Source organism: Arthrobacter sp. PvP103 (genome assembly GCF_017833075.1).
Taxonomy (GTDB): domain Bacteria; phylum Actinomycetota; class Actinomycetes; order Actinomycetales; family Micrococcaceae; genus Arthrobacter.
This window is the reverse complement of record NZ_JAFIBQ010000001.1, coordinates 1,352,083-1,377,717: the sequence shown is the minus strand read 5'-3', so window position 1 is coordinate 1,377,717 and position 25,635 is coordinate 1,352,083. Positions and strand designations below refer to the sequence as shown.

The 25,635-nt window shown below is 65.9% G+C and carries 26 protein-coding genes and 1 pseudogene; 14 read left to right on the top strand and 13 right to left on the bottom strand.

From position 1 onward, the window contains the following. Window positions 1-28 precede the first annotated feature (28 nt). Both ykgO and JOE41_RS06350 read right to left on the bottom strand, forming a co-directional pair. Window positions 29-151 carry a type B 50S ribosomal protein L36 gene (ykgO, locus tag JOE41_RS06355; RefSeq protein ID WP_011693081.1) on the bottom strand — a complete coding sequence of 41 codons (123 nt, stop codon included), beginning with the start codon at window positions 149-151 and terminating at the stop codon, window positions 29-31. Beyond that, window positions 148-1,287, bottom strand: coding sequence for a GTP-binding protein (locus JOE41_RS06350; protein WP_209751552.1), 1,140 nt, complete (start codon window positions 1,285-1,287; stop codon window positions 148-150). The genes ykgO and JOE41_RS06350 overlap by 4 nt, the downstream gene beginning before the upstream one ends. A 255-nt stretch (window positions 1,288-1,542) precedes the next feature. On the opposite strand from JOE41_RS06350, the gene JOE41_RS06345 reads away from it, so the two are divergent. Together JOE41_RS06345 and JOE41_RS06340 are read left to right on the top strand one after the other, a co-directional pair. Continuing rightward, entirely contained in the window at window positions 1,543-1,950 is a 408-nt protein-coding gene (locus tag JOE41_RS06345) for a VOC family protein (RefSeq protein ID WP_011693078.1), read from the top strand. A 113-nt stretch (window positions 1,951-2,063) separates the two neighbouring features. Continuing rightward, window positions 2,064-2,435 carry a hypothetical protein gene (locus JOE41_RS06340; RefSeq protein ID WP_209751549.1) on the top strand — a complete coding sequence of 124 codons (372 nt, stop codon included), beginning with the start codon at window positions 2,064-2,066 and terminating at the stop codon, window positions 2,433-2,435. On the opposite strand, the gene JOE41_RS06335 is transcribed toward JOE41_RS06340, so the two are convergent. From JOE41_RS06335 to JOE41_RS06320, 4 genes are all read right to left on the bottom strand, one after another. Next, window positions 2,427-3,278: a DUF427 domain-containing protein gene (locus JOE41_RS06335; protein ID WP_011693076.1), complete on the bottom strand. Its 852-nt coding sequence runs from the start codon at window positions 3,276-3,278 to the stop codon at window positions 2,427-2,429. The two genes, JOE41_RS06340 and JOE41_RS06335, sit on opposite strands and share 9 nt — an antisense overlap. Window positions 3,279-3,368: 90 nt before the next feature. Further along, window positions 3,369-3,974, bottom strand: coding sequence for a TetR/AcrR family transcriptional regulator (locus JOE41_RS06330; RefSeq protein WP_011693075.1), 606 nt, complete (start codon window positions 3,972-3,974; stop codon window positions 3,369-3,371). 322 nt (window positions 3,975-4,296) lie between these two features. Beyond that, on the bottom strand, window positions 4,297-5,631 hold the full coding sequence (gene paaK / locus JOE41_RS06325) for a phenylacetate--CoA ligase PaaK (RefSeq protein ID WP_011693074.1): 1,335 nt from the start codon (window positions 5,629-5,631) through the stop codon (window positions 4,297-4,299). Window positions 5,632-5,646: 15 nt separating this feature from the next. Further along, window positions 5,647-6,165: a hotdog fold thioesterase gene (locus JOE41_RS06320; RefSeq protein WP_209751547.1), complete on the bottom strand. Its 519-nt coding sequence runs from the start codon at window positions 6,163-6,165 to the stop codon at window positions 5,647-5,649. Between the two features lie 204 nt (window positions 6,166-6,369). Between JOE41_RS06320 and JOE41_RS06315 the strand changes: the two genes are divergently transcribed. After that, window positions 6,370-6,924, top strand: coding sequence for a flavodoxin domain-containing protein (locus JOE41_RS06315; protein ID WP_307800668.1), 555 nt, complete (start codon window positions 6,370-6,372; stop codon window positions 6,922-6,924). A 64-nt stretch (window positions 6,925-6,988) separates the two neighbouring features. Here JOE41_RS06315 and JOE41_RS06310 read toward each other — a convergent pair whose 3' ends face one another. Continuing rightward, window positions 6,989-8,026 (bottom strand): LacI family DNA-binding transcriptional regulator, encoded by a 1,038-nt coding sequence (locus JOE41_RS06310; protein ID WP_209751545.1) that lies wholly within the window; start codon window positions 8,024-8,026, stop codon window positions 6,989-6,991. 161 nt (window positions 8,027-8,187) lie between these two features. Here JOE41_RS06310 and JOE41_RS06305 point away from each other — a divergent pair, with 161 nt between their 5' ends. The 4 genes from JOE41_RS06305 (at window position 8,188) to JOE41_RS06290 (ending at window position 11,774) form a co-directional block, all read left to right on the top strand. Then, complete coding sequence (locus JOE41_RS06305) at window positions 8,188-9,123, top strand: dihydrodipicolinate synthase family protein (protein WP_209751543.1); 936 nt, start codon at window positions 8,188-8,190, stop codon at window positions 9,121-9,123. A gap of 118 nt (window positions 9,124-9,241) precedes the next feature. Next, window positions 9,242-10,540 (top strand): Nramp family divalent metal transporter, encoded by a 1,299-nt coding sequence (locus JOE41_RS06300; RefSeq protein ID WP_209751541.1) that lies wholly within the window; start codon window positions 9,242-9,244, stop codon window positions 10,538-10,540. Window positions 10,541-10,816: 276 nt separating this feature from the next. Then, window positions 10,817-11,407 carry a PAS and ANTAR domain-containing protein gene (locus JOE41_RS06295; RefSeq protein WP_245200649.1) on the top strand — a complete coding sequence of 197 codons (591 nt, stop codon included), beginning with the start codon at window positions 10,817-10,819 and terminating at the stop codon, window positions 11,405-11,407. Between the two features lie 115 nt (window positions 11,408-11,522). Next, on the top strand, window positions 11,523-11,774 hold the full coding sequence (locus tag JOE41_RS06290) for a hypothetical protein (RefSeq protein WP_209751539.1): 252 nt from the start codon (window positions 11,523-11,525) through the stop codon (window positions 11,772-11,774). A gap of 22 nt (window positions 11,775-11,796) precedes the next feature. On the opposite strand, the gene JOE41_RS06285 is transcribed toward JOE41_RS06290, so the two are convergent. Further along, window positions 11,797-13,074 (bottom strand): multidrug effflux MFS transporter, encoded by a 1,278-nt coding sequence (locus JOE41_RS06285; RefSeq protein WP_209751538.1) that lies wholly within the window; start codon window positions 13,072-13,074, stop codon window positions 11,797-11,799. 135 nt (window positions 13,075-13,209) lie between these two features. Between JOE41_RS06285 and JOE41_RS06280 the strand changes: the two genes are divergently transcribed. Next, window positions 13,210-14,121, top strand: a complete 912-nt coding sequence (locus JOE41_RS06280) for a helix-turn-helix transcriptional regulator (RefSeq protein WP_209751537.1) — start codon at window positions 13,210-13,212, stop codon at window positions 14,119-14,121. Window positions 14,122-14,169: 48 nt separating this feature from the next. Continuing rightward, entirely contained in the window at window positions 14,170-16,281 is a 2,112-nt protein-coding gene (gene pta / locus JOE41_RS06275; RefSeq protein WP_209751534.1) for a phosphate acetyltransferase, read from the top strand. A 41-nt stretch (window positions 16,282-16,322) separates the two neighbouring features. Here pta and JOE41_RS06270 read toward each other — a convergent pair whose 3' ends face one another. Beyond that, complete coding sequence (locus JOE41_RS06270) at window positions 16,323-16,586, bottom strand: hypothetical protein (protein WP_011693066.1); 264 nt, start codon at window positions 16,584-16,586, stop codon at window positions 16,323-16,325. Window positions 16,587-16,709: 123 nt separating this feature from the next. On the opposite strand from JOE41_RS06270, the gene JOE41_RS06265 reads away from it, so the two are divergent. Next, on the top strand, window positions 16,710-17,870 hold the full coding sequence (locus JOE41_RS06265; protein ID WP_209751533.1) for an acetate kinase: 1,161 nt from the start codon (window positions 16,710-16,712) through the stop codon (window positions 17,868-17,870). 68 nt (window positions 17,871-17,938) lie between these two features. Here the strand turns inward: JOE41_RS06265 and JOE41_RS06260 are convergent, their stop codons facing one another. Together JOE41_RS06260 and JOE41_RS06255 are read right to left on the bottom strand one after the other, a co-directional pair. Then, complete coding sequence (locus JOE41_RS06260; protein WP_209751531.1) at window positions 17,939-19,141, bottom strand: NAD(P)/FAD-dependent oxidoreductase; 1,203 nt, start codon at window positions 19,139-19,141, stop codon at window positions 17,939-17,941. A 4-nt stretch (window positions 19,142-19,145) separates the two neighbouring features. Beyond that, window positions 19,146-19,350 (bottom strand): annotated as a pseudogene (locus JOE41_RS06255) (DUF2945 domain-containing protein). 195 nt (window positions 19,351-19,545) lie between these two features. Between JOE41_RS06255 and JOE41_RS06250 the strand changes: the two are divergent. The 3 genes from JOE41_RS06250 to JOE41_RS06240 all read left to right on the top strand — a co-directional run bounded on the left by JOE41_RS06250 (window position 19,546) and on the right by JOE41_RS06240 (window position 20,825). Next, complete coding sequence (locus JOE41_RS06250; protein ID WP_209751529.1) at window positions 19,546-19,896, top strand: cytoplasmic protein; 351 nt, start codon at window positions 19,546-19,548, stop codon at window positions 19,894-19,896. A gap of 38 nt (window positions 19,897-19,934) precedes the next feature. Further along, on the top strand, window positions 19,935-20,078 hold the full coding sequence (locus JOE41_RS06245; RefSeq protein ID WP_209753712.1) for a hypothetical protein: 144 nt from the start codon (window positions 19,935-19,937) through the stop codon (window positions 20,076-20,078). A 189-nt stretch (window positions 20,079-20,267) separates the two neighbouring features. Next, window positions 20,268-20,825: a GNAT family N-acetyltransferase gene (locus tag JOE41_RS06240; RefSeq protein ID WP_209751527.1), complete on the top strand. Its 558-nt coding sequence runs from the start codon at window positions 20,268-20,270 to the stop codon at window positions 20,823-20,825. 127 nt (window positions 20,826-20,952) lie between these two features. Here the strand turns inward: JOE41_RS06240 and JOE41_RS06235 are convergent, their stop codons facing one another. Next, complete coding sequence (locus tag JOE41_RS06235; protein WP_209751525.1) at window positions 20,953-23,391, bottom strand: hypothetical protein; 2,439 nt, start codon at window positions 23,389-23,391, stop codon at window positions 20,953-20,955. Between the two features lie 36 nt (window positions 23,392-23,427). Further along, the gene (locus JOE41_RS06230) at window positions 23,428-24,132 is read right to left on the bottom strand and encodes a peptidoglycan-binding protein (RefSeq protein ID WP_374068683.1); all 705 of its coding nucleotides are present in this window, start codon (window positions 24,130-24,132) and stop codon (window positions 23,428-23,430) included. Between the two features lie 224 nt (window positions 24,133-24,356). Here JOE41_RS06230 and JOE41_RS06225 point away from each other — a divergent pair, with 224 nt between their 5' ends. Further along, the gene (locus tag JOE41_RS06225; protein WP_209751523.1) at window positions 24,357-25,541 is read left to right on the top strand and encodes a metallophosphoesterase family protein; all 1,185 of its coding nucleotides are present in this window, start codon (window positions 24,357-24,359) and stop codon (window positions 25,539-25,541) included. The last annotated feature ends 94 nt before the right edge of the window (window positions 25,542-25,635 follow it).

The following is a 25,635-nucleotide window of genomic DNA, read 5'->3' as shown; positions in this document are numbered from 1 at the left end:
GAGAGAGCGTTGGGGTTTTGGCTGAAGTTCAGCCTTGGCGGGCCTTCATTCGAGGGTTCTTCTTATTGATAACGAAGGTGCGGCCGCGACGGCGGACAATCTGGGCTCCAGGTATTTTCTTCAGTGCCCGCAGCGAGTTCCGAACTTTCATGATGTGCTCCTTTGCGATGTTTCGGTTGGGTGGTTAAGGCCGAATGGATCAGGGAATGCAGGGAATGAGGCTGTGCCCGAGAACATTTCCGTCTCTGACAGCTCACACGCCGTAAGCAACGCGGCGACCTCTGCGGCGTCGGCCTCGTCGCCCGTGACGGCCAGGACGGTCCCGCGGTCGCCGAAGTCCGGGTGCCAGTCGAGTGCGGAGTCGGGGCCGGCCTCCGGAGGCATGGACGGGCGGGATGCCCGGCCGGCCTGCCAGGGTCCAGTGTTTTCAAGCCACACGCGCGGGCCGATACCCTCGATGGCGATCCGGCAATCGGGAGCTGATGCCATCCAGAGCCGCCCACGGAGCCAGCAGCATCCCTCCGCAAGCGCCGCCAGGGCGTGCCGGAAGCGCTCAGGATGAAGGGGCCGCTCTATCCGCTGCACCACAGTGCTGAACGGTGTGCAAGACTGCGCGGGTACCCGCACTGAGCCGGGTCTGGTCCTGGCCGTTGCCTCCGAAGGGTCATGCCGTCCCGGCCGGACGCCGCCGTCGCCAGTGGTCACCCTCGCGTGGGGGGCCAATTCCCGGATGAGCTGCATGCCACGTTCCCGGGCACCGGGATCCACTGGCACCAGGGCGGGATCGGCCAGCAGGACCGTGTCGCTGAACGCGAGTTCCCCGACCAGGAATTCCCCCGGCGTCCGGTCATCGCTCGCAACCGGAGTGAAACCGGACTCGAACAAGGTGTGGTGGTCCCAGATCTGGTCCTCCACTGCATCGGGAGCGCAGGCAAGCACTGCCGAATCGACTGTGACTGATGCCCCGAGGCCTTTCAACAGTGCGTCCACGGCCGTCGCTGACGCCACGGCGGGCGGCAGGCCCAGAATAATGTGGGAGCCTTCCTCCAACAGACCGCCCACGGTGGGCACAACATGCAGGCGCACGGTGCAGCTGAGGCAGCCGTGCTCCAGTAGCGATTCGTCACGGTCAATCCGTGTGCCATCCCTGAAGATCCGGCGAATGACCAACCCGTCTTCGAGCAGGTCGTGGAATACAACTAGGGCGCCGGGCGAATCCGCGGCCAGGGCTGCGCAGGCCTGTTGCCGGCAGAAGCCATCCAGGGAACTTACAACTGTCACATTCATGACTCGAGAGTATATGAGAATCATTCTCATTTGCAAAGAGGCGTCAAAATCCTGACGTCCGCGATCGCGTTCAGCAGATGGGGGCGGATGTGAGAGAGGGTTGGGTGTTTTGGAGGCGGAAGTGAGAGAGGGTTGGGTGTTTTGGAGGCGGAAGTGAGAGAGGGTTGGGTGTTTTGGGGGCAGAAGTGAGAGAGGGTTTCGTAAGATCTTTCCGGGCCGCCCCGGCGTAAAATTTTCAGCGTAGGAGGTGGCGAAATGTCCCTAGTTCTCAACAAAGCCACAACAGTCCTGCCAGTCGATGATGTAGAGCGTGCCCGGCATTTTTATGCGGACACTTTGGGGCTCCCGCACCGGGGCGTGGCAGATGACGGAAGCGAATTGTTCGGCTCGGAGGGCGGCCCGATGCTGCAGCTGATGCCGGTCAAGGATGGTAAGCATTCAGAGCACACCACCCTGAGTTTCGAAGTCAGCGAGATCGAACGCACGGTCAGGGAAATGGAAGCCAAGGGCGTCGCATTCCAGGACTACGATCTCCCAGATCTCAAGACCGAAAACCACATTTGTACAACTGAATCCGAGAAGTGCGCCTGGTTCATGGACTCCGAGCACAACATCCTCTGCGTGCACGAGAACATCAGCACGATGGCGGATTACCAGCTTTGACCCGCAGCTCCTGGCACCCTGCCTGAGGAACAGCGCCCCGTCCGTCGGGGCGCTGTTCTCCGTTAACTCTCCCTTTCAGCCGCCCCTTTTCAACCGACGCGAGGTGCAGCACCATGACTGACCCGCAGCCAGGGCAACCGCCCCCGGTTCCGCTCCGCCGCGGGTTCCAGTGGCTGCCGCGGACCAAGATCGGCAAGGTGGCGGGGATCCTGGACCTCGTCATGCTGGCTTTCCCGGCATGGGTCCTGCCGTCCTGGTTCCTCATCTCGTTTCTGGTTGGTGCGGGCGGCATGTTCGAGTCGCCCCGGGTGATTGCTGCGAATAGCCTCTTCCAGGCCCTGGTGGTGGCAGGCGTCCTGGTGGTCAACCTGGTGGCCCTGCTCTTTAGGAAGGACCATGCGATCCTGCTGGGACTGGCCGCCGTCCTGCTCTCCGCCGTGTTGGCCTACGCGGGCTGGTACACCGCCGTGCACTCGTCAGGGTGACCCGGCCGGTGTCGTGGACCACGGCGTGACCGGCCGCTCCTGCCGGACGCCGTCCACGGTGATGTCCACGCGTTCGTTGAAGAAGCACACCAGCCCGTGGATTTGCGCGGCGTCGCGGAAGCGCTGGTCGTACATCCACGCGACGTTCCGGCCGTTTTCGGCAGGCGGGTAGCTCAGGTAGCTTGCCGTGCCCTTGTAGGGGCACACCGTCTTCTTGTCGCTGGCCTCCATGAGGTCCAGCCGCACGTCCGCCGGAGGGATGTAGTAGCGCACCGGCAGCATGGTCTCGTACAGCAGCTGCGCAGCGTTCGTGGCGGCCAGCGTGACGTCGTCGAGCCTTATCTCAACGGTGAGTGACGACGCCCGGATGTCCACGCGGTGAAACGGATCGCGGGGATGGCCGATGATCTCCTCGTCGTCCTCGAGCCAGTCGAAGGCGTTGAAGTCCAGCACCACGTGCCCGGCGAGGTCCGGATCAGCCGGCCGGAAGGCGGCGCGGGGCAACCTCGCGTCGGAAGTCACGACGTCGAACTCCTCCCCGGCCGCTGTGTGCCGGCCGAAACCGGTGCGCGGATCCAGCGACGGCGGCGCGTCCAGCATGATTTGTACCCCGTATTCCGGGGTGTCGCCGGGCACCTGCGCGGGCTGCGCCAGCTCTGCCCGCAGGTCCACTTCGGGGACGGCGAAGACGGGGGTGATGCGTTTGGGCTCCCACACCAGGAGTGCGTAGTTCGTGTCGACGACGGCGTTCCCGCCCGCCAAGGCGCGGACCCGTTTCGGGGTGGGCTGGTAGCGCAAATCCGGGAACGCGCCGAAGATGACGTCTGATAACTTCGTGGCCATGACTACAGGGTGAACGCCACTTTTCCCGCCGTCAATGACCGCCCCGGCAGCTGTTCGGCGGCCGGACGGAGACCATGGGGAGGAACGGACCTAGGGTGTCGCGTTGAGCCCTTTGAAAGCCATTGTGATGACGTCGTCGGCCAGCTTTTCAGGCGACAGCGAGCCGCCCGGCTTGTACCATTCGACGATCGAGTTGATGGTGCCGAAGAGGAGCCGGGTGACCGTGCGGGGATCGATGTCCTCGCGCAGGGAGCCTTCGTCGCGGGCGGCGGAGATTAGGGCCGCCACCTTGTGGTCGAAGGTGCGGCGGCGTTCCATGGCGTCGCGCTCGATGTCCGTGTTGCCGCGCAGGCGCAGTAGCAGGGTGACGAACGGAAGCCGTTCCACCAGCACGGAGATCGTCTCGCGGAGCACGAACTCCAGCCGCGCCTCGGCACTGCCGGACTGGGCCCGCGGCTGCTCCAGGATGGCCTCGAGCCCGCCCAGCGCCTCTTCCAGGGCAAGCTTGAGGAGATCGCCCTTGGACGGCACATGGTGGTAGATGGCCGACTTGGAAATCCCCAGGTTTTCGGCGAGGATGCCCATGGACGTGGCGTCGTAGCCGTGTCGGTTGAAGACCTCGACGGCGATCTGCAGCACCGACTGCTGGTCGTATCCCGGGCGGCCGCGCTTGGTTGGTGCATCAGTTGGAGACATACCGGCTATTTTCTCATGAACGTTCGGTCAATAGGCTCATCCGGTGTCATGTACCCGAAATCCCTTGCCTGCCCCGTGCTCCGGTGCTAGAAAAACGTATAGGAGTAACCACCGGCGCGGGGGCCGGTGCGAAGACTCAAAGAACTTCATAGACCGGGACGGGATCAGGCACCTCGGGCTGCCCGGCTGGCGGTTAGCCATCGGCACGTCACAGCGCTGTCGCGCATTGGCAGCAGTGCACTGAATGCCTCCCGTAAAAGGATGGTCCCCGGCTACAGCAGCCGGGGACCATCCCTATATTCGGAAGCTACATGTTCGGAAGCTACGCCTTCGGGCGCAGGTCGTAGATCCGGCGGAGCTTGCCGTTTGAACGCTCCAAGGAGCCGGGCTCTACGACGTCGACGGTGCAGGAAGACCCGACGTGGATCTTGATCTGCTGTTGCAGCATCTTGGCGGCCGGGGCGACACTCTCAATGGTCACCGATTCCCGGCGTTCGATCTTCACCGTGAGCTGGTCCATGCGCTGGCCCTCGGGGCGGGTGAGTTCCAGCTGGAAGTGCGGGCTCAGCTCGGGGATGCGCAACGCGATTTCCTCGATCTGCGAGGGGAACAGGTTGACGCCGCGCAGGATGATCATGTCGTCACTGCGGCCGGTGATGCGGCCCATGCGGCGGTGCGCCGGGCGGGCGGTGCCGGGCAGCAGGCGCGTGAGGTCCTTGGTGCGGTAGCGGATGATGGGCAGCGCTTCCTTGGTCAGCGAGGTGAACACCAGTTCGCCGTGTTCGCCGTCGCCCAGCACCTTCGTGGGGTCGAAGGCGTCAATGATCTCGGGACGGAAGTGGTCCTCCCAGATGTGGCTGCCGTCCTGGGTTTCCACGGCTTCGCCGGCCACGCCGGGGCCCATGACCTCGGAGAGCCCGTAGATGTCGCAGGCCTTGATGTTCATGGTCACTTCGAGTTCGTGGCGCATCTCCTCGGTCCACGGCTCGGCGCCCAGCACGGCGTACTTGAGCGAGGTGGAGGCCGGGTCGATGCCCTGCTTCATCATCGCGTCGGCGATGGTGAGCAGGTAGGTGGGGGTGGCCAGGATCGCGTCGGGCTTGAAGTCCTGGATCAGGGTGATCTGGCGTTCGGTCTGGCCGCCCGAGATCGGGATGACCGTGCAGCCGAGTGCCTCGGCGCCGGCGTGGGCGCCCATGCCGCCGGTGAACAGGCCGTAGCCGTAGGCGTTGTGGACCTTCATGCCGGGGCGGACGCCGGAGGCGCGGAGGGAACGGGCCACCAGCTTGGCCCAGTCGGCGAGGTCCTTCTTGGTGTAGCCGACGACGGTGGCCCGGCCGGTGGTGCCGGAGCTCGCGTGGATGCGGGCCACCTCGTGCTGCGGCACGGCAAACATACCGAAGGGGTACTCCAGGCGCAGGTCTTCCTTGGTGGTGAAGGGGAACTTGCCCAGGTCGGAGAGCTCGCGGAGGTCCGTGGGGTGGACGCCGGCCTCGTCGAACTTGCGCTTGTATAGCGGAACGCGGTCATAGGCGTAGGCGACCGTGTGCTGGAGGCGGCTCAGCTGCAGTGCCTCCAGCTCGTCGCGGGATATGGTTTCTTCGCGGTCCAGCACGGCGTCGGTGGCGGCTGCTGGTTCAGTGGCGTGGAGGGTCATCTGGGGTCCCTGTTTCTATTTCTTGGAGATGGTGCGGCAGCGGCCGCGGAACTCGGCGATGAGCTCGCCCGGGGTTTCTTCTGGGCCGGCGCCGGCGGGTGGTTCCGCCGGGGAGCTGGCGGTGTGGCCGCCTGTGTAGTCACCTGCGGCGGGGTGGGGATCTGCGGCGAAGATCTGGACGTCGTAAAGACCGCTGCGGCCTGCATGGGCGCGGCGGTTTGCGACGGCGGTGATCACCTGGCCAGTGAAGGCCGGCTTGAGGAAATTGATGTCGACGCCGGAGGCAACGGTGATCGTGTCCGCGCCGGCCTGCGGGTCTGCCGGGTTGCAGGCCAGGGCGAACGCGGTATCGCCGAAGGCGAAGATCATTCCGCCGTGGGCCATGCCGAAGCCGTTGAGCATTTCCTGCCGGAGTGTCATGCGGATGCTGGCGTGACCGTCGTCCACTTTGAGGACTTCGATGCCCATCCATTCGGAGGCATAGTCGTTTTCGAGGATGGGGTGGGTGGCCCCGGAGAGTGTTGCTTCAGCCATGCGTCATCGCCTCCAGCTTTATTTACCGAATGTTCATTAGGTAATCCCATTTTGGGGCATGCTGTCAAGGGCCGGTGCTGATTTCGGCGCTGATCCCGGCGTTCAGGCGGGGTTGTTCCCGCCGGTCGGGCCGGAAGCCCCTAGCTGCCGGCGGCCGCTGACGCCATCATGAAACGACCACCACCCGCTGCAGGACGCTGCTGTGTGGACGCTGAGAGGGGAACTCCGATGAAGGTGCTTGTGGCGTATGCGAGCCGGCACGGCGCAACTGCCGGGATAGCCGAGCGGATTGCTGCCGGCCTGGGGAAGGCCGGACTGGACGCCGAAGCCCGCTCGGTGAGCCAGTACTTCGATGCAGCCCCGTACGACGCCTTCGTGATCGGCGGGGCAACGTACATGGCCCATGTCCTGAAGGATGTCACTGCCTTCGTCAAGACCCATGAAGTCCTCCTGTCGGACAGGCCTGTCTGGCTGTTCAGCAGCGGACCGCTGGGCACGGACCGCGTTGATGCTCAGGGCCACGATGTCCTTGAGTCCACCAGGCCCAAGGAGTTTGAGAAGCTGTCCGGGCTTGTGCACGCCCGCGGGGAGCAAGTGTTTTTCGGAGCCTGGGATCCGGAAGCGCCACCCGTCGGGGTGGCGGAGAAGCTGATGAAGCTCATGCCTGCCGCCAAAGATGCGTTGCCCGCCGGGGATTTCCGGGACTGGGACGCGGTGGACGCCTGGACGGCGGAGATCGCGGCGGCGCTCAAGTCCTGAGGCGGCCCTCACATCCTGACTGGGACGGGAGCCCCCAAGTCCTGAGGCGGCCCTCACATCCTGACTAGGACGGGATGACCGGGGAGTGCTTTGGCGGCCCGCTCGACGCGCGGGGGATAAGCGCCGGCATGGATTTGCGGATCCGTGGTTCTTTGCCTGGATTGACGATGAGGTCGACGGCGGTGCTTGCGATTTGATCCAGGGGCACCCTCACGGATGACAGTGGAGTGGGCAGCCTGGCGGCAAGCGGAGTGTCGTTGTAGCCAACAAGGGCAAGGTCCTCCCCGACAGTGATACGGGCGCGGTGTGCTGCCGCCATGATGCCCATGGCTATGTTGTCGTTTGCGGCGAAGATGGCGGTGGGGCGCTTGGCCTGGTCGACGCCGAGGAGGGATTCTCCCGCTGAGTATCCATTCTCGATGCCGTAGCCTGCGGCAATCAGCCATTCCTTGGGGGTTTGGATGCCGGCCTCCTCCAGCGCCCTGCGAGCGCCGGCAAGGCGGGCGACGGCGCTGGAGGTGAAGGACGGGCCGGTGACGACGGCGATATCCCTGTGGCCCAGATCTATGAGGTGGCGGACGGCCAAATATCCGCCGACTTCGTCGTCGCCGATCGCGGAAGGGCTTTCTCCGTCCGTGCGCAGGACAAGGGCGTGGGCTACACCGCGTTGGCGGAGGAGGCGCGGAAGTTCGTCATCGAGTCGGGCCGTAGCGAGGATGAGGCCGTCAACGTTGCGGTCGAGGAGGGTTTCGGCGGCCCGGCGTTCGTCCTCGGGATCGTCGCCGCTGGTGGCGACCATGGCGAAGTAGCCGCGGCCGGCCGCAGCTCTTTCAAGTTCCTCGAACATGAGTGCCATCACGGTGTCGCTGAGGCGCGGCACCAGAACACCCAGGGTCCGCGTTTCGCCCCGGCGCAGGCTGGAGGCGAAGGAGTTCCTCCGATACCCCAGCTCTTCGGCGATCTTTCGGACGTGCGCTGCCGCGGCTGATTTGGAAGCTGTTCCCCGCTCGTCCAGGGCGCGGCTGGCTGTGGACACGCTGACTCCGCTGGCTGCGGCAACGTCCCTCAGTGTGACGGTAGTGCCTGGGCTGCCCGGTTCCATGCGCGTTCTCCTGTTCAAAATGCTGTTAGAAGACACTCTATTTCCTCCCCGTTCACAATGGGCCCTTGACAGTGAGCTGGCGCACACCGCAGAATGAAAACGTTCCCGCAAACGTTCTCATAATAGCGGGAGAGACCATCGACAAGACAGAGGTAGCTCTAATGACCATCGATCTCCGCGGGCTGGTTCCCGCTCCCGTAACGCCGTTCAACCGGGACGGAAGCGTCGACGTCGACGCCATCCACCGCTTGGGCGGATGGCTGGCTAGCGTTGAGGGCGTCAAAGGGCTGGTCGTCCTCGGCCACGCCGGCGAAGGCACCTTCCTGACCCAGGACGAGCAGGCGCTCGTTATCCGCGCTTTCAAGGAAGCGGTCAACGGCGAAATGCCAATCATCGCCGGCATCACCGGCGAGGGCAACATGGTCGCCGCCCTTGAGGCCAAGCGCGCGGTTGAAGCCGGGGCCGCAGCCGGCCTGGTCTACCCGTCGCACGGCTGGCTTCGCTTCGGGTACCAGAAGGGCGCCCCGCAGACCCGCTACAAGGAAATCTACGAAACCTCCGGTCTGCCGCTGATCCTCTTCCAGTACCCTGACGCCACCAAAGCCACTTACGACCTCGAAACCCAGCTGGAGATCGCGGGCCAGGACGGGGTATTTGCCACCAAGAACGGCGTCCGCAACATGAAGCGCTGGGACACGGAAATCCCGGTCCTGAGGGCCACCTATCCGGACCTGCAAATCCTGACCTGCCACGATGAGTACCTGCTGCACACCATGTTCGATGTCGACGGCGCGCTCGTCGGCTACGGCGGACTCGCCCCCGAGCCGTTGGTGGAGCTCATCGCCGCGGGTAAGGCCAAGGACTACGCTGCGGCCCGCGCCATTCACGACCGACTCCTGCCCGTGACGAAGAACGTCTACCACCGCGGATCTCACATGGAGGGCACTGTGGCCCTCAAGGAAGGCCTGGTGGCCCGCGGCATCCTCGATCACGCAACTGTCCGCCCGCCCCTGCTTCCCCTCGCGGAAGGCGCCGGAGCTGAAATTGCGCTGGCACTAAAGTCCGCGAACCTGGGCAGCGTCACCGTTCCTGCCTGATCTACGGATCCTTACAGGTGGCGGGCGCAGCCCGCCGCCTGTATCCCCATCGAATGCTTTATTCTCCAATTAGGTCAACGACGACCGCAGCAGTGCTGCTGTAGAAGGAGGACTCGCAATGAGCGAGCCGAACAACACCATTACCTCCCCGCACACTCATCGACGACGTACCGTCACCCCCGACGACCACCCGGGTCCGGCCGCACCTGCCAAACGCCGGACGTTCCTGGGCTACCTCGCCCTCATGGGCCCCGCTTTCGTCGTTGGCGCCTGGCAATTCGGGCCCGGGAACCTCACCACCGCCGTGCAGGCCGGCAGCCGGTTCGACTACAGCCTGGTCTGGGTCATTGCCGTCTCCACAGTTCTGATGATCTTCTTCACCGACATGAGCGTCCGCCTCGGTATCACCGCTCCCGGTTCCCTGATCACCGCCATCAAGCAGCACCTCGGAAAGTGGGTCGGCGTGCTGGCCGGTCTCGGCGTCTTTGGAATCACCCTGATGTTCTCGGTCGGAAATGCCGTCGGATCAGGCCTGGGCCTTTCGCTCGTGTTTGGCGGTTCTCCCGTTCTCTGGTCAGTGGTCTGCACGGCAGCGGTCGGCTTCGTCCTGGCTTTCCGCAACGTCTACGGAGTCGTGGAAAAAGCACTGCTCGTCATCGTCGTCCTGATGGGAATTGCGTTCATAGCCAGCACTATCGTCGCGCAGCCCGACTGGTACCGGTCCATGGAGGGCATGGTCCCGAGCCTTCCGGCAGGGAGCGAAATTCTCATCGTGGCCCTGGTCGGCACTAACTTCTCCATTAACGCCGCCTTCTACACCTCATACGGCATCAAGGAAAACGGCCGCACGCGCGCCGATTACCGCGACATCACCCTTGTTGACACGATCCCGGGCATCGTTGCCCCCGGCATCATGACGGCCCTGGTCATCATGGTGGCCGCCGCAGTGCTCGGCAAGACGGGCGCCGAAGCCGGCACCATCAACGCCCTGGCCTCCGTCTTTGCACCACTGGCGGGGCCGGTCGGGTCAATGCTCTTCGCGCTTGGCCTCTCCGGCGCGGCGTTCTCATCCATGATCGCCAATGCCACCGCCGGAGGCACGATGCTCTCGGACGGCCTCGGCCGCGGCGCCCAGGCCGGATCCCCGACGGCGCGCATTTTCACCGGTGTCATCCTGGCTTTCGGCCTGGTCATCACGCTGTCCTTCCAGTCCTCGCCCGTGGGGCTCATCGTGATAGCCCAGTCCCTGACCGTCCTCATCGCACCGCTGCTCGGTGCACTCATCGTCATCATGGCCAACAAGAAGGCCGTCATGGGGAACCTGCGCAACACGTGGTGGCAAAACCTGTTCGGCGCCATCGGCCTGATCGCCATCATCGCTTCGTCGATCCGGCTCATCACCACGCTGGTCGGCTAGAGCGAAAAGCCTCAAATCGTCACGGCGCGAGGATCCCCGGCCCGCAAGGGGTTGGGGATCCTGCCGTGTGCCCCGGCGTCTTATGGGAAAGCATTTTTGGCCGGTCCGGCGGGTGCCGCAGCTGCAGTCGTCAGGGTACGATCAGAGCCGGGGAAACCGACCCACGACAGGGGCCCAATGGATGGAATTTTGGGGCGGGCGGAGACGTACTCCAGTGTGTTGGGTGCGTCCAAATTGCTGGTCGGAACGTTTGTTTTTGATGTTAAAGCCGGGACCATGGAGTGGTCGGATGAGCTCTACGCCATCCACGGCTATCGTCGCGGGGAAGTCGTCCCTACCCAGAAGCTGTTGCTGGCGCACAAACACCCTGAGGACCTTCCGCGGATCCTGCAGATCAGCGCTGAGGTTTATGCGCGCGGCGGCCACGTGGCCATTTATCATCGCGTGATCGATGCCGCGTCGCGCGAGCGCAAGGTGCTGACGGCGGGGGAGGCGGTGCTGGACGGTGCCGGGAACCTGTCGACTGTTTCGGGAGTCATGCTTGATCTGACGTCGACGATCCATCGGGAAACGGAGCTGGCCGCCCGGGAAGCCGTCCGGGGCGCAACGGGTACCCGGAGCACCATCACCAAAGCCGAAGGCATTCTCATGGGGCGGCTGGGCATCGGGTCGGCCGAGGCTTTCCAGATGTTGACCAACTACAGCAACAACAGAAATATCAAGCTCGCCGCCATCGCGTGCGGGCTCGTGGCCCTTGCCGACAACCCTGCGGACACGGGAACGTTGGGGCGCTTCATTCAGGAACTGGGCGAGGCCCGTCACCAGCGCCCGGACCCTCCGTCCCGCTGGGGCCGCCCGCACGGCTGATCGCGGTCCGACGCCCATAAATCATCTGCGAAAAACTTGGACCCATCCTATTCCGCCACCGTTCCGAACCTCTTCCGGGGAAATTTTGAATCTCTGGAACCGGGGAGGTACGGGTATGCAGGAAGACGATCAACAAGCTCTCACTGCCACAGTGATCCGTGAGCTGGCGATCGATCCTTTTACGCTCTGGATGCATTACCTGAGCATTGGCGGGAAACTCGAGTATCAACCGGTCCTGGCTTACGTCCAGGGCCGCGGGCCGCTGCCGACCAAGGAACGGGACATGGTTTCCGTGGCGGTGAACGATTTTGCGCTGGAGCCGCTGTGGCGGCCGCGGGCACCATATTCGGATTCGGAAACCGCCTGACACTCGTAGCCACGCCAGGCCGTCACGTAGCCTGACCCTCGCCGACGGGCTTTCGACGGCGGCGGAGCAGTCCCAGGCAGAGCGCGGCCGCCGCTGCGGCTGCGGCCGCGACGATGCCGAACGGCACGGGATCGCTGGCGCCGCCGATGCCCACCAGGGGAGCGGCCAGGCCCCCGAAAGCGAACCGCGCCAGGCCCAGGAGCGACGAGGCTGTGCCGGCGATGTCCGGGTATCCCTTGAGCGCGAGCGAGGTGGCCGGCGGGCTGGTGACGGCCACGCCGCTGACCATGGTGAACAGGGACAGGATGATAGCGATCAGGGGCAGGTGCAGGAGCGCGGTCGCCAGCAGGCCCAGCGCACCGGCGAGGGTCATGGCCAGGCCGGCGGCAAGGGTTCCCCGCTCGGACCAGTGCTCGGCCAGGCGGCCGGCAATGAACCCGAAGATCACGAAGCCCAGGGAGTTCAGCCCGAACGCGAACGAGTAGCCCTGCGGCGAGAGGCCGTACATGCCTTGCAGGATGTAAGTTGCCCCGCTGAGGTAGGCGAAGATGGCGGAGTAGGTGAAACCGGTGATCAGGACCGCTCCCACGAACATCGGGTCGGCAAGGAGCCGGCGGAAGTCGTTGAACGTGTGGGAGAGGCCTCCCGTGCTGCGCCGGCCTTCCGGCAGCGTCTCGTGGAAGATCATCAGGCACGCCGCAAGGATGGCCACACCCACCGCCGCGAGGAACAGGAAGACTCCGCGCCAGTCCGTGACCGCTGCCAGCTGGCCGCCGATCACGGGGCCGATGATGGCGGCCAGCCCGCCCAGGACGGTGAGGCGGCCGTAGTACCGGATCAGCTTCCCGCCCGAGTACACGTCCCGGCCTGCCGCCTGGGCGATGACGATGCCCACGGCGCCGGCGAGGCCCTGGACGAACCTGGCGGCGATGAGGGTTTCAACGGTGGGACTGAGCGCGCACAGCACCGAGGTGACGGTGTAGGCGATCACACCGATGAGCAGCGGCGGCCGGCGGCCGAACCGGTCAGAGAGCGGGCCGGCAATCAGCTGGCCGATGGCCAAGCCGAGCAGGCAGGCGGAGATGGTCAGCTGCGCCACGGACGTTGTGCTGTTGAGCTCGGAGGTGAGGGCCGGCAGCACGGGAAGATAGAGGTCCATGGAGATCGGGCCGAAAATTGTTAGCAGGCCAAGGACCACCGCCAGCGGCCGGCCGACGGCCTGTTTGGGTGCGGGAGCTGGCCCGGGTGCGGGGGCTGGCCCGGGTGCGGTGGCGTGCGCAGGGGTGCCGGTGGCGGTCATGCTGGCTCCGTTCCAGTGATGATTTCGGGTTGGATTCCAAGTCAACCGGGCTGCGCCGTTCCTAGCGACGGCTCTCCTTATCCGGGTTCTGGCAGTACCTCCCTCGGCCGGCCCGCCCCGGTGTAGCGTGAACGGGTGGATAACAGGATGGCGGTGCGGGAATTCCTCGCCTCAAGACGCGCCAAGATCACCCCGGAAATGGCCGGACTGACGGTTTTTGGCGGACGACGGCGGGTCCCCGGCTTGCGCCGGGAAGAGGTCGCCATGCTGGCGGGGGTCAGTGTGGATTACTACACCAAGCTGGAACGCGGAAACCTGTCCGGCACCTCCGAAAGCGTGCTTGACGCCATCGCCAGGGCACTGAAACTGGACGAGGCCGAACGGGACCACCTGTACAACCTTGCGCGTGCGGCCGGCGCTTCCGGCAGGAGCAGGCAACGCCCAATCCAGAGCGGGAACGTCCGGCCCGCCCTCCAGTTCATGCTGGACGCCATCACCGGGGCGCCGGCCTTCATCGGCAACCAGCACATGGACATTATGGCCGCCAACCAGCTCGGCTACGCCCTGTACTCCGAGATGTACCGCGGGCCCGCCCGGCCGGCCAACCACTCCCGTTTCATCTTCCTCGACCCCAAGGCCCGGGACTTCTACCCCAACTGGGAACTGGCGGCCAACACCAACGTGGCAATCCTGCGCACCAACAGCGGCCAGAACCCCTTCGACAAACGCCTGGCGGACCTCGTCGGTGAACTGTCCACGCGCAGCGAGGAATTCCGGACCCGCTGGGCAGCCCACAACGTGCGCCGCCATTACGCCGGCACCAAGGTGTTCCACCACCCGGTGGTGGGGGAGCTTGAGCTCACGTACGAAGCCATGGATCTCGCCGAGGACCCGGGCTGCCGGCTCACGGTCTATCCGGCCGTGCCCGGATCGCCCTCCGACGAACGCCTGCGGCTGCTCGCCAGCTGGGCCGCCACAGAGCGAACCACCGAACTGGCTCTCGGGGCGGCCCCGCAAGCCTCGTGGAGAAACCCGGCCAACAAGTGAAAGTATGGAGGGACGGAGCACCACCACGTCACTACCTAAGGGCGGACCATGGCCAAGGGGATTTACGTCAGCGCGACCACACCGGGATCCGGTAAGTCGCTCATAGCGCTGGGGCTTGCGGACACGCTGCACCGGCATGCGGACCGTATCGGCTTTTTCAAGCCCGTGGTCCACGGCCCCGATGCCGCGTCGGACCCCATGGTGGCGCTGATGAAGTCCCGCTTCGATCTCGACGACGACCGCTGCCGCGGCGGCCTGACGTATGCCGAGGTCCGCGCCCTGCTGGCCGAGGGAAACCGGGCGGAGATCGACGCCCGCTGCGTGGAGATCTTCGCCGAAATGTCACGGCACTGCGACGTGGTGATCGTGGAGGGCACCGACCTCACCGGCCAGGATGCCGCCGTCGAATTCGACCTCAACGCACGCCTCGCGAACAACCTGGCCGCCTCCATCGTGGCGGTGGTCGGCGCGAAGGGGCGGACGGTCGAGGAGGCGGCTGACGCCGTCGAGGTGGCCCGCAAGGAACTGGCGGCGGAACGCTGCAGCCTGCTGGCCATCATGGTGAACCGCGCGGACCCGGAGGACGTGGACGGGATCGTGGCCGCCGTGAAGCCCGGCGCCTCCGGCCGGCCCGTTTATGTGTTCCCGGAGCTGGAGGACATTGCCCGGCCCACCACCGGAGAGGTGGCCACGGCCCTGGGAGTCGGCCAGGTGGCCGGCCGGCAGGACATGGAACGCGACGTCCACTCCATCAAGGTGGCGGCCATGAGCGTGGCCAACTTCCTGCACGTGCTCGACGACGGCGCGCTGGTGATCGTGCCGGGTGACCGTGCGGACGTGATGGTCGCGTGCCTGGCGTCGTCATTCTCGCCGGAGTTCCCGGTGCCGTCAGCACTGATCCTCACCGGCGGCCTGGCCCCGGAACCGAACATCTACTCGATGCTGGCGCAGGCGCCGTTCCCCGTGTTCGCCAGCCCGGACGACACCTACACCACGGCCAAGCGGGTGTCCGAGGTCCGCAGTGAAATCTGGTCCGGGCACCGACGCAAGGTGGCCTCGGCCCTGGGGCTGTGGGCCAGGCGGGTGGACGAGGCCGAGCTGGTGGAACGCCTGCACCTGCCGCGGCTGGAGCGGATGACGCCGCTGCGGTTCCTGCACGACCTGATTGAGCGGGCCAGGCTGCAGCGCCGGCACATCGTGCTGCCCGAGGGAAACGACGTGCGGATCCTGCGGGCCGCGGAGATCCTGCACCGGCGGGACGTCTGCGACCTCACCATCCTGGGCAACGAGTCGGACGTCCGGGAGCTGGCGTCCACCCAGGGCATTGACCTCTCCGGCATGACCATCGTGGATCCCGCCACGTCCGAACTGCGCCGGCAGTTTGCCGAGAAGTACGCGGAGCTCCGCGCGCACAAGGGCGTGGACCTGGCCCGGGCACTGGAGGTCATGCTGGACGGCAGCTACTTCGGCACCATGATGGTGCAGCTGGGCGTGGTGGACGGCATGGTGTCCGGTGCCGCGCACACCACCGCCCACACCATCCGTCCGGCGCTGGAGTTCGTGAAGACCCGCGACGGCGTGAAGATCGTCTCCTCGGTGTTCCTGATGCTGATGCCGGACCGGGTGCTGGTGTATGGCGACTGCGCGGTCAACCCGGACCCCAACGCGGAGCAGCTGGCAGACATCGCGCTGGCCTCGGCCGAGACGGCCACGCAGTTCGGCGTGGAGCCGCGCGTGGCCATGCTGTCCTACTCCACCGGCGGGTCCGGAACGGGCGAGGCCGTGGACAAAGTCCGGCAGGCCACCGAACTGGTGAAGGGCCGCCGCCCGGACCTCGCCGTCGAAGGCCCCATCCAGTACGACGCCGCCGTGGACGCAGCGATCGCGCAGTCCAAGATGCCCGGATCGTCCGTGGCCGGGCAGGCCACCGTGTTCATCTTCCCGGACCTCAACACCGGCAACAACACCTACAAGGCGGTGCAGCAGTCCTCGGGGGCGGTCGCCGTCGGGCCCGTCCTGCAAGGGCTCCGCAAGCCGGTGAACGACCTCTCCCGCGGCTGCACGGTGGAGGACATCGTGAACACGGTGGCCATCACCGCGGTGCAGGCGCAGTCCGTGGCGCCGGTCGAAGAGCCGGCGGCCGCGGCCGCGCACGCGTAGCCGTGGTGGTGCCGGCCCCGGCGCCGGTCAGCTGGCTCCCACTAGCTGTTTTCCGGCTCGGCGGGACTGTCCGGGTCTTCCTGCTTGGCCGGCTCATCAGCCAGGCCTTCCGGGGTGAGGTCCAGGTCCTCCACGTTCTCGGGCGGCTCGGGGGAGTCGCCCACCTCGGCTGCCTTGACGTTGCCGGTGTCGTCCAGGGCCGGGTTGGCGCCTTCGACGCCGGTGGGATCCGGCTTCTTCGCCCCGGTGTCCGGCGCAGTGTTGTCCGCCGCAGTGGTGTCCGGCTCGCTGGCGTTGTCGGTCATGGAAAGGCCCTCCTTGCGTAGTCCAATTTGTCCGCCGACTCTAAGCGCCCGCAGAACCTTTCGCAATGGCGCTACGATCGAACTTCCACCGACCACCGCAGCAGCCAAGGCTTAGGAGGCCCAGTGCTCGTCCTCGTCATCAACTCCGGTTCGTCCTCGCTCAAGTACCAGGTTCGTGATGTGGCATCGCACAGCGTCCTCACCGAGGGACTGATCGAAAAGATCGGCATGGGCAACGGCGGTGAAGGTGACGGCGAGATCGAGGGCCCGCGGGACCACGCGGAGGCTCTGGAGCAGGTGGACGCAGCCATCCACGAAGTGCTGGGCGACAGGACGCTGGATGCCGTGGGCCACCGCGTGGTGCACGGCGGCGAGCGCTTCGGCGAGCCGGTGCTGATCGACAACGAGATCACCCGCGCCATCGAGCGGCTCAACCCGCTGGCGCCCCTCCACAACCCCGCCAACGTGCTGGGCATCCGCGCCATCGCCAAGAAGTGGCCGGACATGCCGCAGGTTGCCGTGTTCGACACCGCCTTCCACCGCACGCTGCCCGAGCACGCCTGGCGCTACGCGGTGCCGGACTCGCTGTACACCAACCACGGAATCCGCCGTTACGGCTTCCACGGCACCTCGCACGAGTACGTGTCCCACCAGGCGGCGGCGCTGCTGGACCTTCCGGTGGAAGAGTTCGACGGCGTGATCGCCCACCTGGGGAACGGCGCCTCCGTCACGGCCATCCGCGGCGGAAAGTCCGTGGACACCTCCATGGGCTTCACCCCGCTGGAGGGGCTGGTGATGGGCACGCGCTCGGGCGACCTCGACCCCTCCATCCTGGTGTTCCTGGGCCGCGCCGGCTGGTCCACCGAGGACATCGACTCGCTGCTCAACCGCGAATCCGGGCTCAAGGGCCTCGCCGGGAACAACGACATGCGCTCCGTGGTGGAGGCCTCCGAAGCCGGCGACGCCCGCGCGGCCACGGCGCTCGCCGTCGCGTCCTACCGTCTGGCCAAGTACATCGGCGGCTACCACGTGGCCGTGGGCGGAGCCAAGGCCCTGGTGTTCACCGCCGGCATCGGCGAAAACTCGCACCAGTTCCGCGCGCTGGTGGGGGACAAGCTGGGGGCGCTGGGCGTAGAGCTCGACGTCGGGCTGAACAGTCAGCGGTCCAAGGAACCGCGCGTGATTTCCACCGCGGCGTCCCTGATCCCTGTCCTGGTGGTGCCCACCGACGAGGAGCGCGCCATCGCGGAGGCAACCGCCGCCGTCGTGCATTCCGCCTCCTGACCCGGACGCTCTCTCACTTTTGGCCGCTTTTCCCGGGACGCTCTCTCACTTGTGGCAATCGTTCCAGCTCAGGCGCGGCCCTTGAGGATGAGGTTCCAGTAGACCTGCGGGAAGATGTCGCGGTCCACCACCCAGGAAGCCCGGCTTTCTTTCCAGGTGGGGACACGCGGGATGGTGGGCATCGGCCGGTACTGGTCGTCGAACTCCGCGAAGATCACGGTGGACCGGGAGGCGGTGAACGGGCACACCGCGTAGCCGTTGTACTTCTGCTTTAGCGGTTTGCCTTTCCGGGCCGCCACCAGGTTCTTCGCCAGCACTTTGGCCTGCTTGCGCAACGCTCCGCCGCACTTGGAGTTGGTGGTGCCCGCGGCATCGCCCAAGGACCAGACATTCGGGTAGCGGACATGCTGCAGTGTCTCCGGGTCCACCTCCACGAAGCCGCCCGCGTCGCCGGGCGCGGGCAAGTCGCTGCGCTTGAGCCAGTCCGGCGCCGACTGCGGCGGGACCGCATTCAGGACGTCGTATCTCAGTTCCTCGGTGCCGCCGTCGGAGTTGTTCCGGATGTGCGCCGTCCGGGCCGCCGGGTCGACGGAGACCAGTTCGCTGTTGAGTCGCAGCTCGATGCCGTATTCGGCCACTTTCCGGTCCAGCTCCTCGTCTACGCCCGGGACGCCGAACACGGTGGGGTAGGGCTGGACCATCACCACACGGATGTCATCCAGGACCCCTTGTTCCCGCCAGTAGTCGCAGGCCAGGTACATGGGCTTTTGGGCGGCGCCGCCGCATTTGATGGGCCCGGCCGGCATGGTGAACACCGCGGTGCCGGACTTCAAGGTGCTGAGCAGGGTCCAGGCCTTTGGCGCCAGCTCGAACTCGTAATGGGAAGCGCCATGCGGCGAGTGGACTGCCTCGGCCAGGCCGGGAACCTGTTCCCAGTCGAGTTGCAGGCCGGGGCATACCACCAGGTTGCCGTAGGTGATTTTGGCGCCGGAGGCCATCGTGACGGTGTTCGCGGCGGCGTCGACGCCGGCTGCAGCGCCGTGCAGCCACGTCACTCCCCGCGGGGTGACGGAAGCCTGCGGCCGGATGGCCTCGGAGGCGGTGGCCCGGCCGCCGGCAATGTGGGAGAACAGCGGCTGGTAGAGGTGGTGGTCTTTGGGCTCGGCCACGGCCACGTCCTTGACGCCGTACCGGTGCAGGCGCGCCGCCAGGGAGATTCCGGCATTGCCGCCGCCAATGATCAGGACGTCGTGGTGCTCCCGCGCGGGCACGGCCCTAGCCCTTCTCGGTCAGGGCGGATGCCTTGTGGGCTGCGCGTGCACCGGTCTTCGCGGACTCCACCACGTACTGGGGCTTCCTCGCTGGCGCGGTGCTTGTTTCCGTCCAGGTCGAAGTCGCTGGTCTTTTTCTCCACGATCTTGCCGTGGGTGGGTCCCTGGGGCGTGTTCCATTCCACGGATGTTCCCTTGCGTAGCGCCATGACTGCTCCTTCGGTGTGACCCTGACAGCTGAACCGGCCGATTGAACCTCTGTCAATTGAACCGGCTGGAAACGAGGTGCACACAATAGTAAGCATGGTTAGCTTCCTGGCGTCGCCGGCGGCGGTCACGGGCTGGGGCAACCGGGGGATCCCAGGTCTCTGGTCTGAGCAGTTGCGCAGGCGTAAAGTCCGTCCATGGCGAACGATCCTGTTGACACGAATCCGGAGAATTACCGGGTGGCTTTCGAAAACGAGCGGGTCCGCGTGCTCGAGTACACGGACATACCCGGGCATAAGACCACTGAGCACAGCCATCCCGACAGCGTGATGATTACGCTCAGTGATTTCCGCCGTCGTATTACCTCAAACGGGAATTCCGTGGAAGTGGAGCTGCCGGCCGGGGTGGTCCGCTGGCTGCCCGCGCAGGATCATTCCGGAGAAAACATCGGGGAAACCGAAACTCACACGTTCTTTGTTGAGCTCAAGGGTTCTGCCCGGCCCGCGGACAGTCAGGCGCCTCAACCGCTCGGACCCAGCGGCTCATAGGCCTTGCCGGACATCGGACTGGACGTCAGTCCGCCGAAGTGCGCTTCCAGGTGTTCGGCCCCGAAGAGGAGTACCTGCGCCCCTTGGGCGTGCGTGCGGCCGCCTTCATCGTGACCGAGCCGATCCTGAATGCCCGCTACCGGACCATGAAGGCCGCCACCTCGTCCGAGCGGAGACTGTAGAGCCCGACCATGCGGTCGATGCTGTCGGGCCAGTGCAAGTCCGTGGCCGACGTGGAGAGCGGTCAAGGCACTGTTCAGTGCCGAGCCCCTAGGAGCTTCCGGACCGGGACTGCCCGGTTCCCGGGGTTGGGGTAACTGGGTGGCCGCACCCCGCAAGCCAGGCGAATTGCAGGAGGGTACGCTCAATCCATGCCGGACATCAGACTGCCCATCCGCACCGAACGCCTGGTCCTGCGCCGCTTCGAAGCCGCGGACCTCGACGCCTTCCATGCCTACCACTCGTTGCCCGGCACCGCACGGTTCCTGCCTGGGGAGGCCAAGAGCTACACGCAGTGCATGGAACGGGTGGGCAAGTACGCCAATTTTGTGTTCGACCAGGAGGGCGACTGGGTGGCGCTGGCCATCGAGGCCGCGGACTCGCCCGGGCTGATCGGCGAGGTGGTGCTCAAATGGCTGCCGGGCTTCGGGCAGGCCGAGGTGGGCTGGAGCCTGGCCCCAGGAGCGCGCGGCCACGGCTACGCCACCGAAGCGGCCGAGGCGGTGCTTAAGCTCGGCTTTGAGGGCCTGAACTTCCACCGGATCGACGCCAAGCTGGATGCGCTGAACACGGCATCGGCAGCCATCTGCGAGCGGCTGGGCATGCGCCTCGAGGCCAGGCATGTGGACAAGTGGCGGTACAAGGGGGAGTGGGCCACGGAAGTTGTCTACGCCATCCTGCGTGACGAATGGGCTGCACGGACGCGTTGACGGTAACCCGCACGCTCATCGATTTGACGATTTTGGCCGCTATGCACCTCGCATAGCGGCCAAAATCGGCAAATCGCCCGGGGCTTCGGCAGGCTCATCCACCGTCAGGCCCACTCGACGGACAGCCTTACTCGCCGTTCGACGTGGGTCCAGGTGTGGCTGGTGCCGGTTCCGTCGACGTCACGGTCGGCGTGATCGTCGGCTCCGCAGTCGCAGCTGGTGTCTCCGTTGCCGCACCTCCGGTGGCGGGAGCAGCGGGCGCCGGATCCGCCGTCGTCGCTCCTGCGGGGACCGTTGGCGTCGCCGTGGCTCCGGGGGAGGGGGCCTGGCTGGATCCGAGGGTCGCGGTAGCCGTGGAGCTTGGTGTCGCGGACGTCGCGGTGCCCTTGGTGGCGCTGGGGTCGTTCCGGACGATCTCCATGACTTGCTCCTTGAACGCTTCGAGGCGTCCCTGGATCTCGGAGAGCGGAACGTTCTGCAGGTTCCGTCCGAATTCGGCAATCTCAGCCCACAGCGCGTTGAGCCGGGCCATGCCGTCACCGCTGAGCGGTCCGTCCAGCGTGAGCACCAGCTGGTTGGCCAGCGCATACGTGAGGCACCGGACGCAGTTGTAGTTCGCGGCTGCGGAAAGATTCTCCGGAACAATCACATTCGCCTGGCCCACGATCAGCACCACCTGGAAGCCCACTGCCACCGCGGCGCAGTCGGAGCAGCTGGCAAAGGCGTAGGCCTCGTTGGTGGTGTCCACCGGTTCGCCGTCCTCGGCCCAGACGAGCGCGAAGGCGACGTCGTACACCACCGAGCCGTCCTGCGTGTTGACCGCCAGCGCCTGGTTGTCGCCCTCTTCGGGTGCGGCCGGCTGGTTGAACGGGAACACCCACGACGGCGGTGCGGCGGCACCGCTGCCGGCGTCCGGGGTGCCGGCGGCGGCTGGACCCGTGCGGGGCACCATCACCATGCTCAGCTGGGGCTGTTCCCTCGTGGGCTTGGCTGCACCCGCAGGCCACAGTGCCACAGTCTTTCCCGCGCGTCCTTCCCGAAGCGTTGTGGACGACGCCGTGGGGAACACCGCCGTCGTAACGTCAGCCAGGGTGCCGCGTTCGTACGGCTGCACCGGCCGGTACGTGTCCGCTCCGGGCCACCACGCCCAGGCCAGGCCGGCGGTCACAGCAGCGACGGCGGCCATCGCGGCCCCGCGCTGGATTGCCTTGCCGCGGGTCTTCTGCCAGAGCCCCGTGGTCAGCTGACGGACCAGGCGCAGCAGGACGTAGAAGATGCCCACCACGGGCAGCGCGACGGCGGCGATCGCCAGGGCGCGGACGGCGGCGCCGGCGACGTCCCCGGCAGCGAGGCTGTCGGTCAGCTGGGACTGTTGTTTGAGCACGCTGGCCCACACCGTGCCCAGAAGCCGCGGCAGTGAGATCACCATCATTGCCAGGCTGAACAACAGCAGCGGCACGGTGACCAGCACCCAGATGGTCACCACGGCCCGGGCCCAAGGCTTGAGCACCTGGGCCTCCGGGTCCGACCGGCGCCAGGGCAGCAGTCCCAACAGGGTCGGCTTGATGCGCTGGAAGAGGTCCGGGACCCCGGTGGCGTCGGCCAGGATGTGGTAGCCGTCGAATCTGACCAGGGGGAGGAGCTGCCGGACCATCTGCAGGATCTGGGTGACCACCACCAGCAGCAGCGCGTCGAAACCGGTGGCCCACCAGACACCCATGATGGCCACGGCCACGATCGCGTTGAAATACAGTCCGCCCAGGTCCGTGCGGATCCGGCCGCCGCGGCCAAGCCGGTAGGAGTCGGTGACGTCGGTGAAGAAAGCGGGCCAGATCAGGTAGAGGCCGGCGCCCATCGCTCCCGGCGTCGCACCGCCACGTCGTGCGGCGGCGGCATGGCCGAACTCGTGGAAGCCGGCGGACAAAACGGTGACGGCCAGGACCAGCAGCACCAGGACCGGGTTGGCGAAGGCGTCGTGCGTGGCGGAGCCGAGTCCCTTGACCATCAGCACCCACCAGCAGGAAGCGAGGAACGCTGCGCACACCGCCACGATGATGAGCGGATTGAAGAGCACTGCAAACGGGGCGGTCAGTTTCCGCGTGCGGTCCGGATCGGTCACGGTGTAGCGGAAGCGCATCCCCAGCAGCGGGTCGGCTTTCCTGACCTCCGGCTGCGAACCGTCGGCCAGCCGGAGCAGTCCCAGGGGCAGGAGCTGCGAGCTGATCAACGTGCGGACGTTGTCCGGGCTGACCAGCCTGCCGAAGCGTGCGCTGGCATGCTCTGCAACCTCGTCGACGCTGCGGTTGCCGTCGATCGCCTCGAGTACCAAGTACAGCAGGCGGGTGAGCTGGATGGCCTGCCCGTCGGCGCGCCTCACCAGCGAGGGCGGCTCGCGGTAGCCGGATCCCTGTGTTTCGCCGATCAGCTCGATGCCGTCGGCCCGGAAGGGAACGTCGGGCAAATCAACAGCGGGCCCGGAGTCTTCAGGCTGGCGTCCGGCGGTGGTGGGCGCGTAAGAGGCCGGCGGGCCGTCCAACCGGGACGGCCCGCCGTGCACTGTACTCATGAGGACGTGCTCATCATTGACGTCGGATTCCGGGCGTTACTGGCGGAGATCGGACTGCTGGTCGGCGGTAGCGGTGGCTTCGCCGTCGATGTGCTGGCTGATGATGGCGTCCTGCTGGGCCACGGCGAACGCGTCGCTGTCGATGGATCCGATGTTGGCGGCCACGGCCGCGTCGATCGGTGCGGCCACGTTGGCATTGGCCGCAACCGCGCCGTTGATCGGGGCGGCGATGTCCGCATCGGCGGCAAGGTCAACGTTCACGTTCAGGAGGTCACCGTCCAGGGCTGCAGAGGGATCCGCCGGCAAGGCGCCGACGTCGGACGTTGAGCCCTCGGGCAGGGTGCCGTCGGCGGTTCCGTCAGCGGTGGTTCCGTCAGTAGCACCGCCGTCGGTGGAATCGGCGCCCGTGCTGTCGGGCGCCTGGTCAATGGTGCTGTCCTGGGTGGAATCCGCCGTGGCGTCAGCGGTGATCCCCTGATCGATGATCACGCCCTGGTCTGCGAGGGCCTGGGACTCGGAGCCGTAGGAGAGGATGTTTGCGGAGGCTGCCGCGTCGATCGGGGCCGCCACGTTGGCGTTGGCTGCCACGGCAAGGTCGATGGGTGCTGCAGCGTTGATGCCCAGGTCAAGGTCGGCGTTCAGGTCCAGGACGGAGGCCACTTCCTTGTCGGGAAGCGCGGTGCCGCCCTGTGCCATCAGTTCGTCGTCGGAAAGCGGGGTCAAACCCTGTTCAGTGCTCACGAATAACTCCAGTTCCGGCACGGTTTCTGCTGCCCCCAGTGAGCAGTTTCTACACCGATGTGCCTAATGCCAGTCAATAGTAAGCATGATGATCATATTTTGGGTACACACCGGCAGTTCACCGCGCGTTTCAGGGCGCGACGTCTGCCTCTCCTACTGTCTGGGCATAACGGCGGACCGGAACTGCGGCCGCCTCTGTGCAGCATCAGCAACGAGAGGTCTCAATGAACACCAGTATCGACCAGCCCAAACTCAGCAGGAGAGCGGCACTGGCTGCTGCCGGAACGCTTGGAGCCCTGGGAATCACCGTGGCCGCAGCGGCCGGCAGCCAGGCGGCGCCGGGTGCGAAGGCGCCAAAGCCAAGCCTCCTCTTCCGCCCGGACGGCACGTTCAAGATTGTCCAGTTCAACGACACCCAGGACGACGAGCAGACGGACCGTCGCACGATCGAACTGATGAACCGGACCCTGGAAGCCGAGAAGCCGGACTTTGTGGTGATCAACGGAGATGTGATCAACGGTGGGTGCGACTCGGAACTTGAGGTCAAGCAGGCACTCAACCACGTGGTCCAGCCCATGGAAAGCCGGAAGATCCCGTGGGCCGTGACGTTCGGCAACCACGACGAAGATTCAGTGCAGCGAACGGGTATGACCGAAGCCAAAATGCTGCAGTTCCTGCAGAGCTACGAGTTCAATGTGAACGCTGATTCCGCCCCGGAGCTCACCGGCACCTCCAACTCGCAGCTGCTGGTGCAGTCCTCGCGGTCCAAGGCTCCGGCCTTTGGGCTGTGGCTCATCGACACCGGCCGCTACGCTCCGGACACCATCAACGGCCAGGACTTCGAGGGCTACCCGGACTGGGACTGGGTACGCATGGATCAGGTGAGCTGGTATCGGAATCTGTCCATCGCAACCGAGCAGAAATACGGCAAGAAGGTACCGTCTCTCATGTGGGGCCACATCGCGCTTCATGAGCACCGCAACATGTGGTTCTCCAGCCTTGATTCACGAACGGAGGCTGATCACGCCCGGGCACTCACGAAGCACAGCATCGTGGGGGAGCGTAACGAAGATGAATGCCCCGGACCCATCAACTCCGGCCTGTTCAACGCTTTCCTGGAACGCGGGGACGTGCTCGGATACTTTGTGGGGCACGATCACGTCAACACCTACATGGGTAACTACTACGGTGTTCAGCTGGGCTACGCCCCGGGGACGGGATTCGGCGCCTATGGACTGCCCGGCGCCGACCGTAACCGTCTGCGCGGAGCCCGGGTCTTCGAGCTGGACGAGAACCACCCGGGAATCTACAAGGACACCCGGCTCGTTTTCGCGAAGGATTTCGGCATCGACCTCGCGGCCAACGACCAGCCCATCGTTCCGCTCCCGTTGGGGCCGGAGCAGAGGTAACCCGCACACTCATCGATTTGACGATTTTGGCCGCTATGCACCTCGCATAGCGGCCAAAATCGGCCAATCGCCGGGTTTCGGCAGGCCCTCGCAC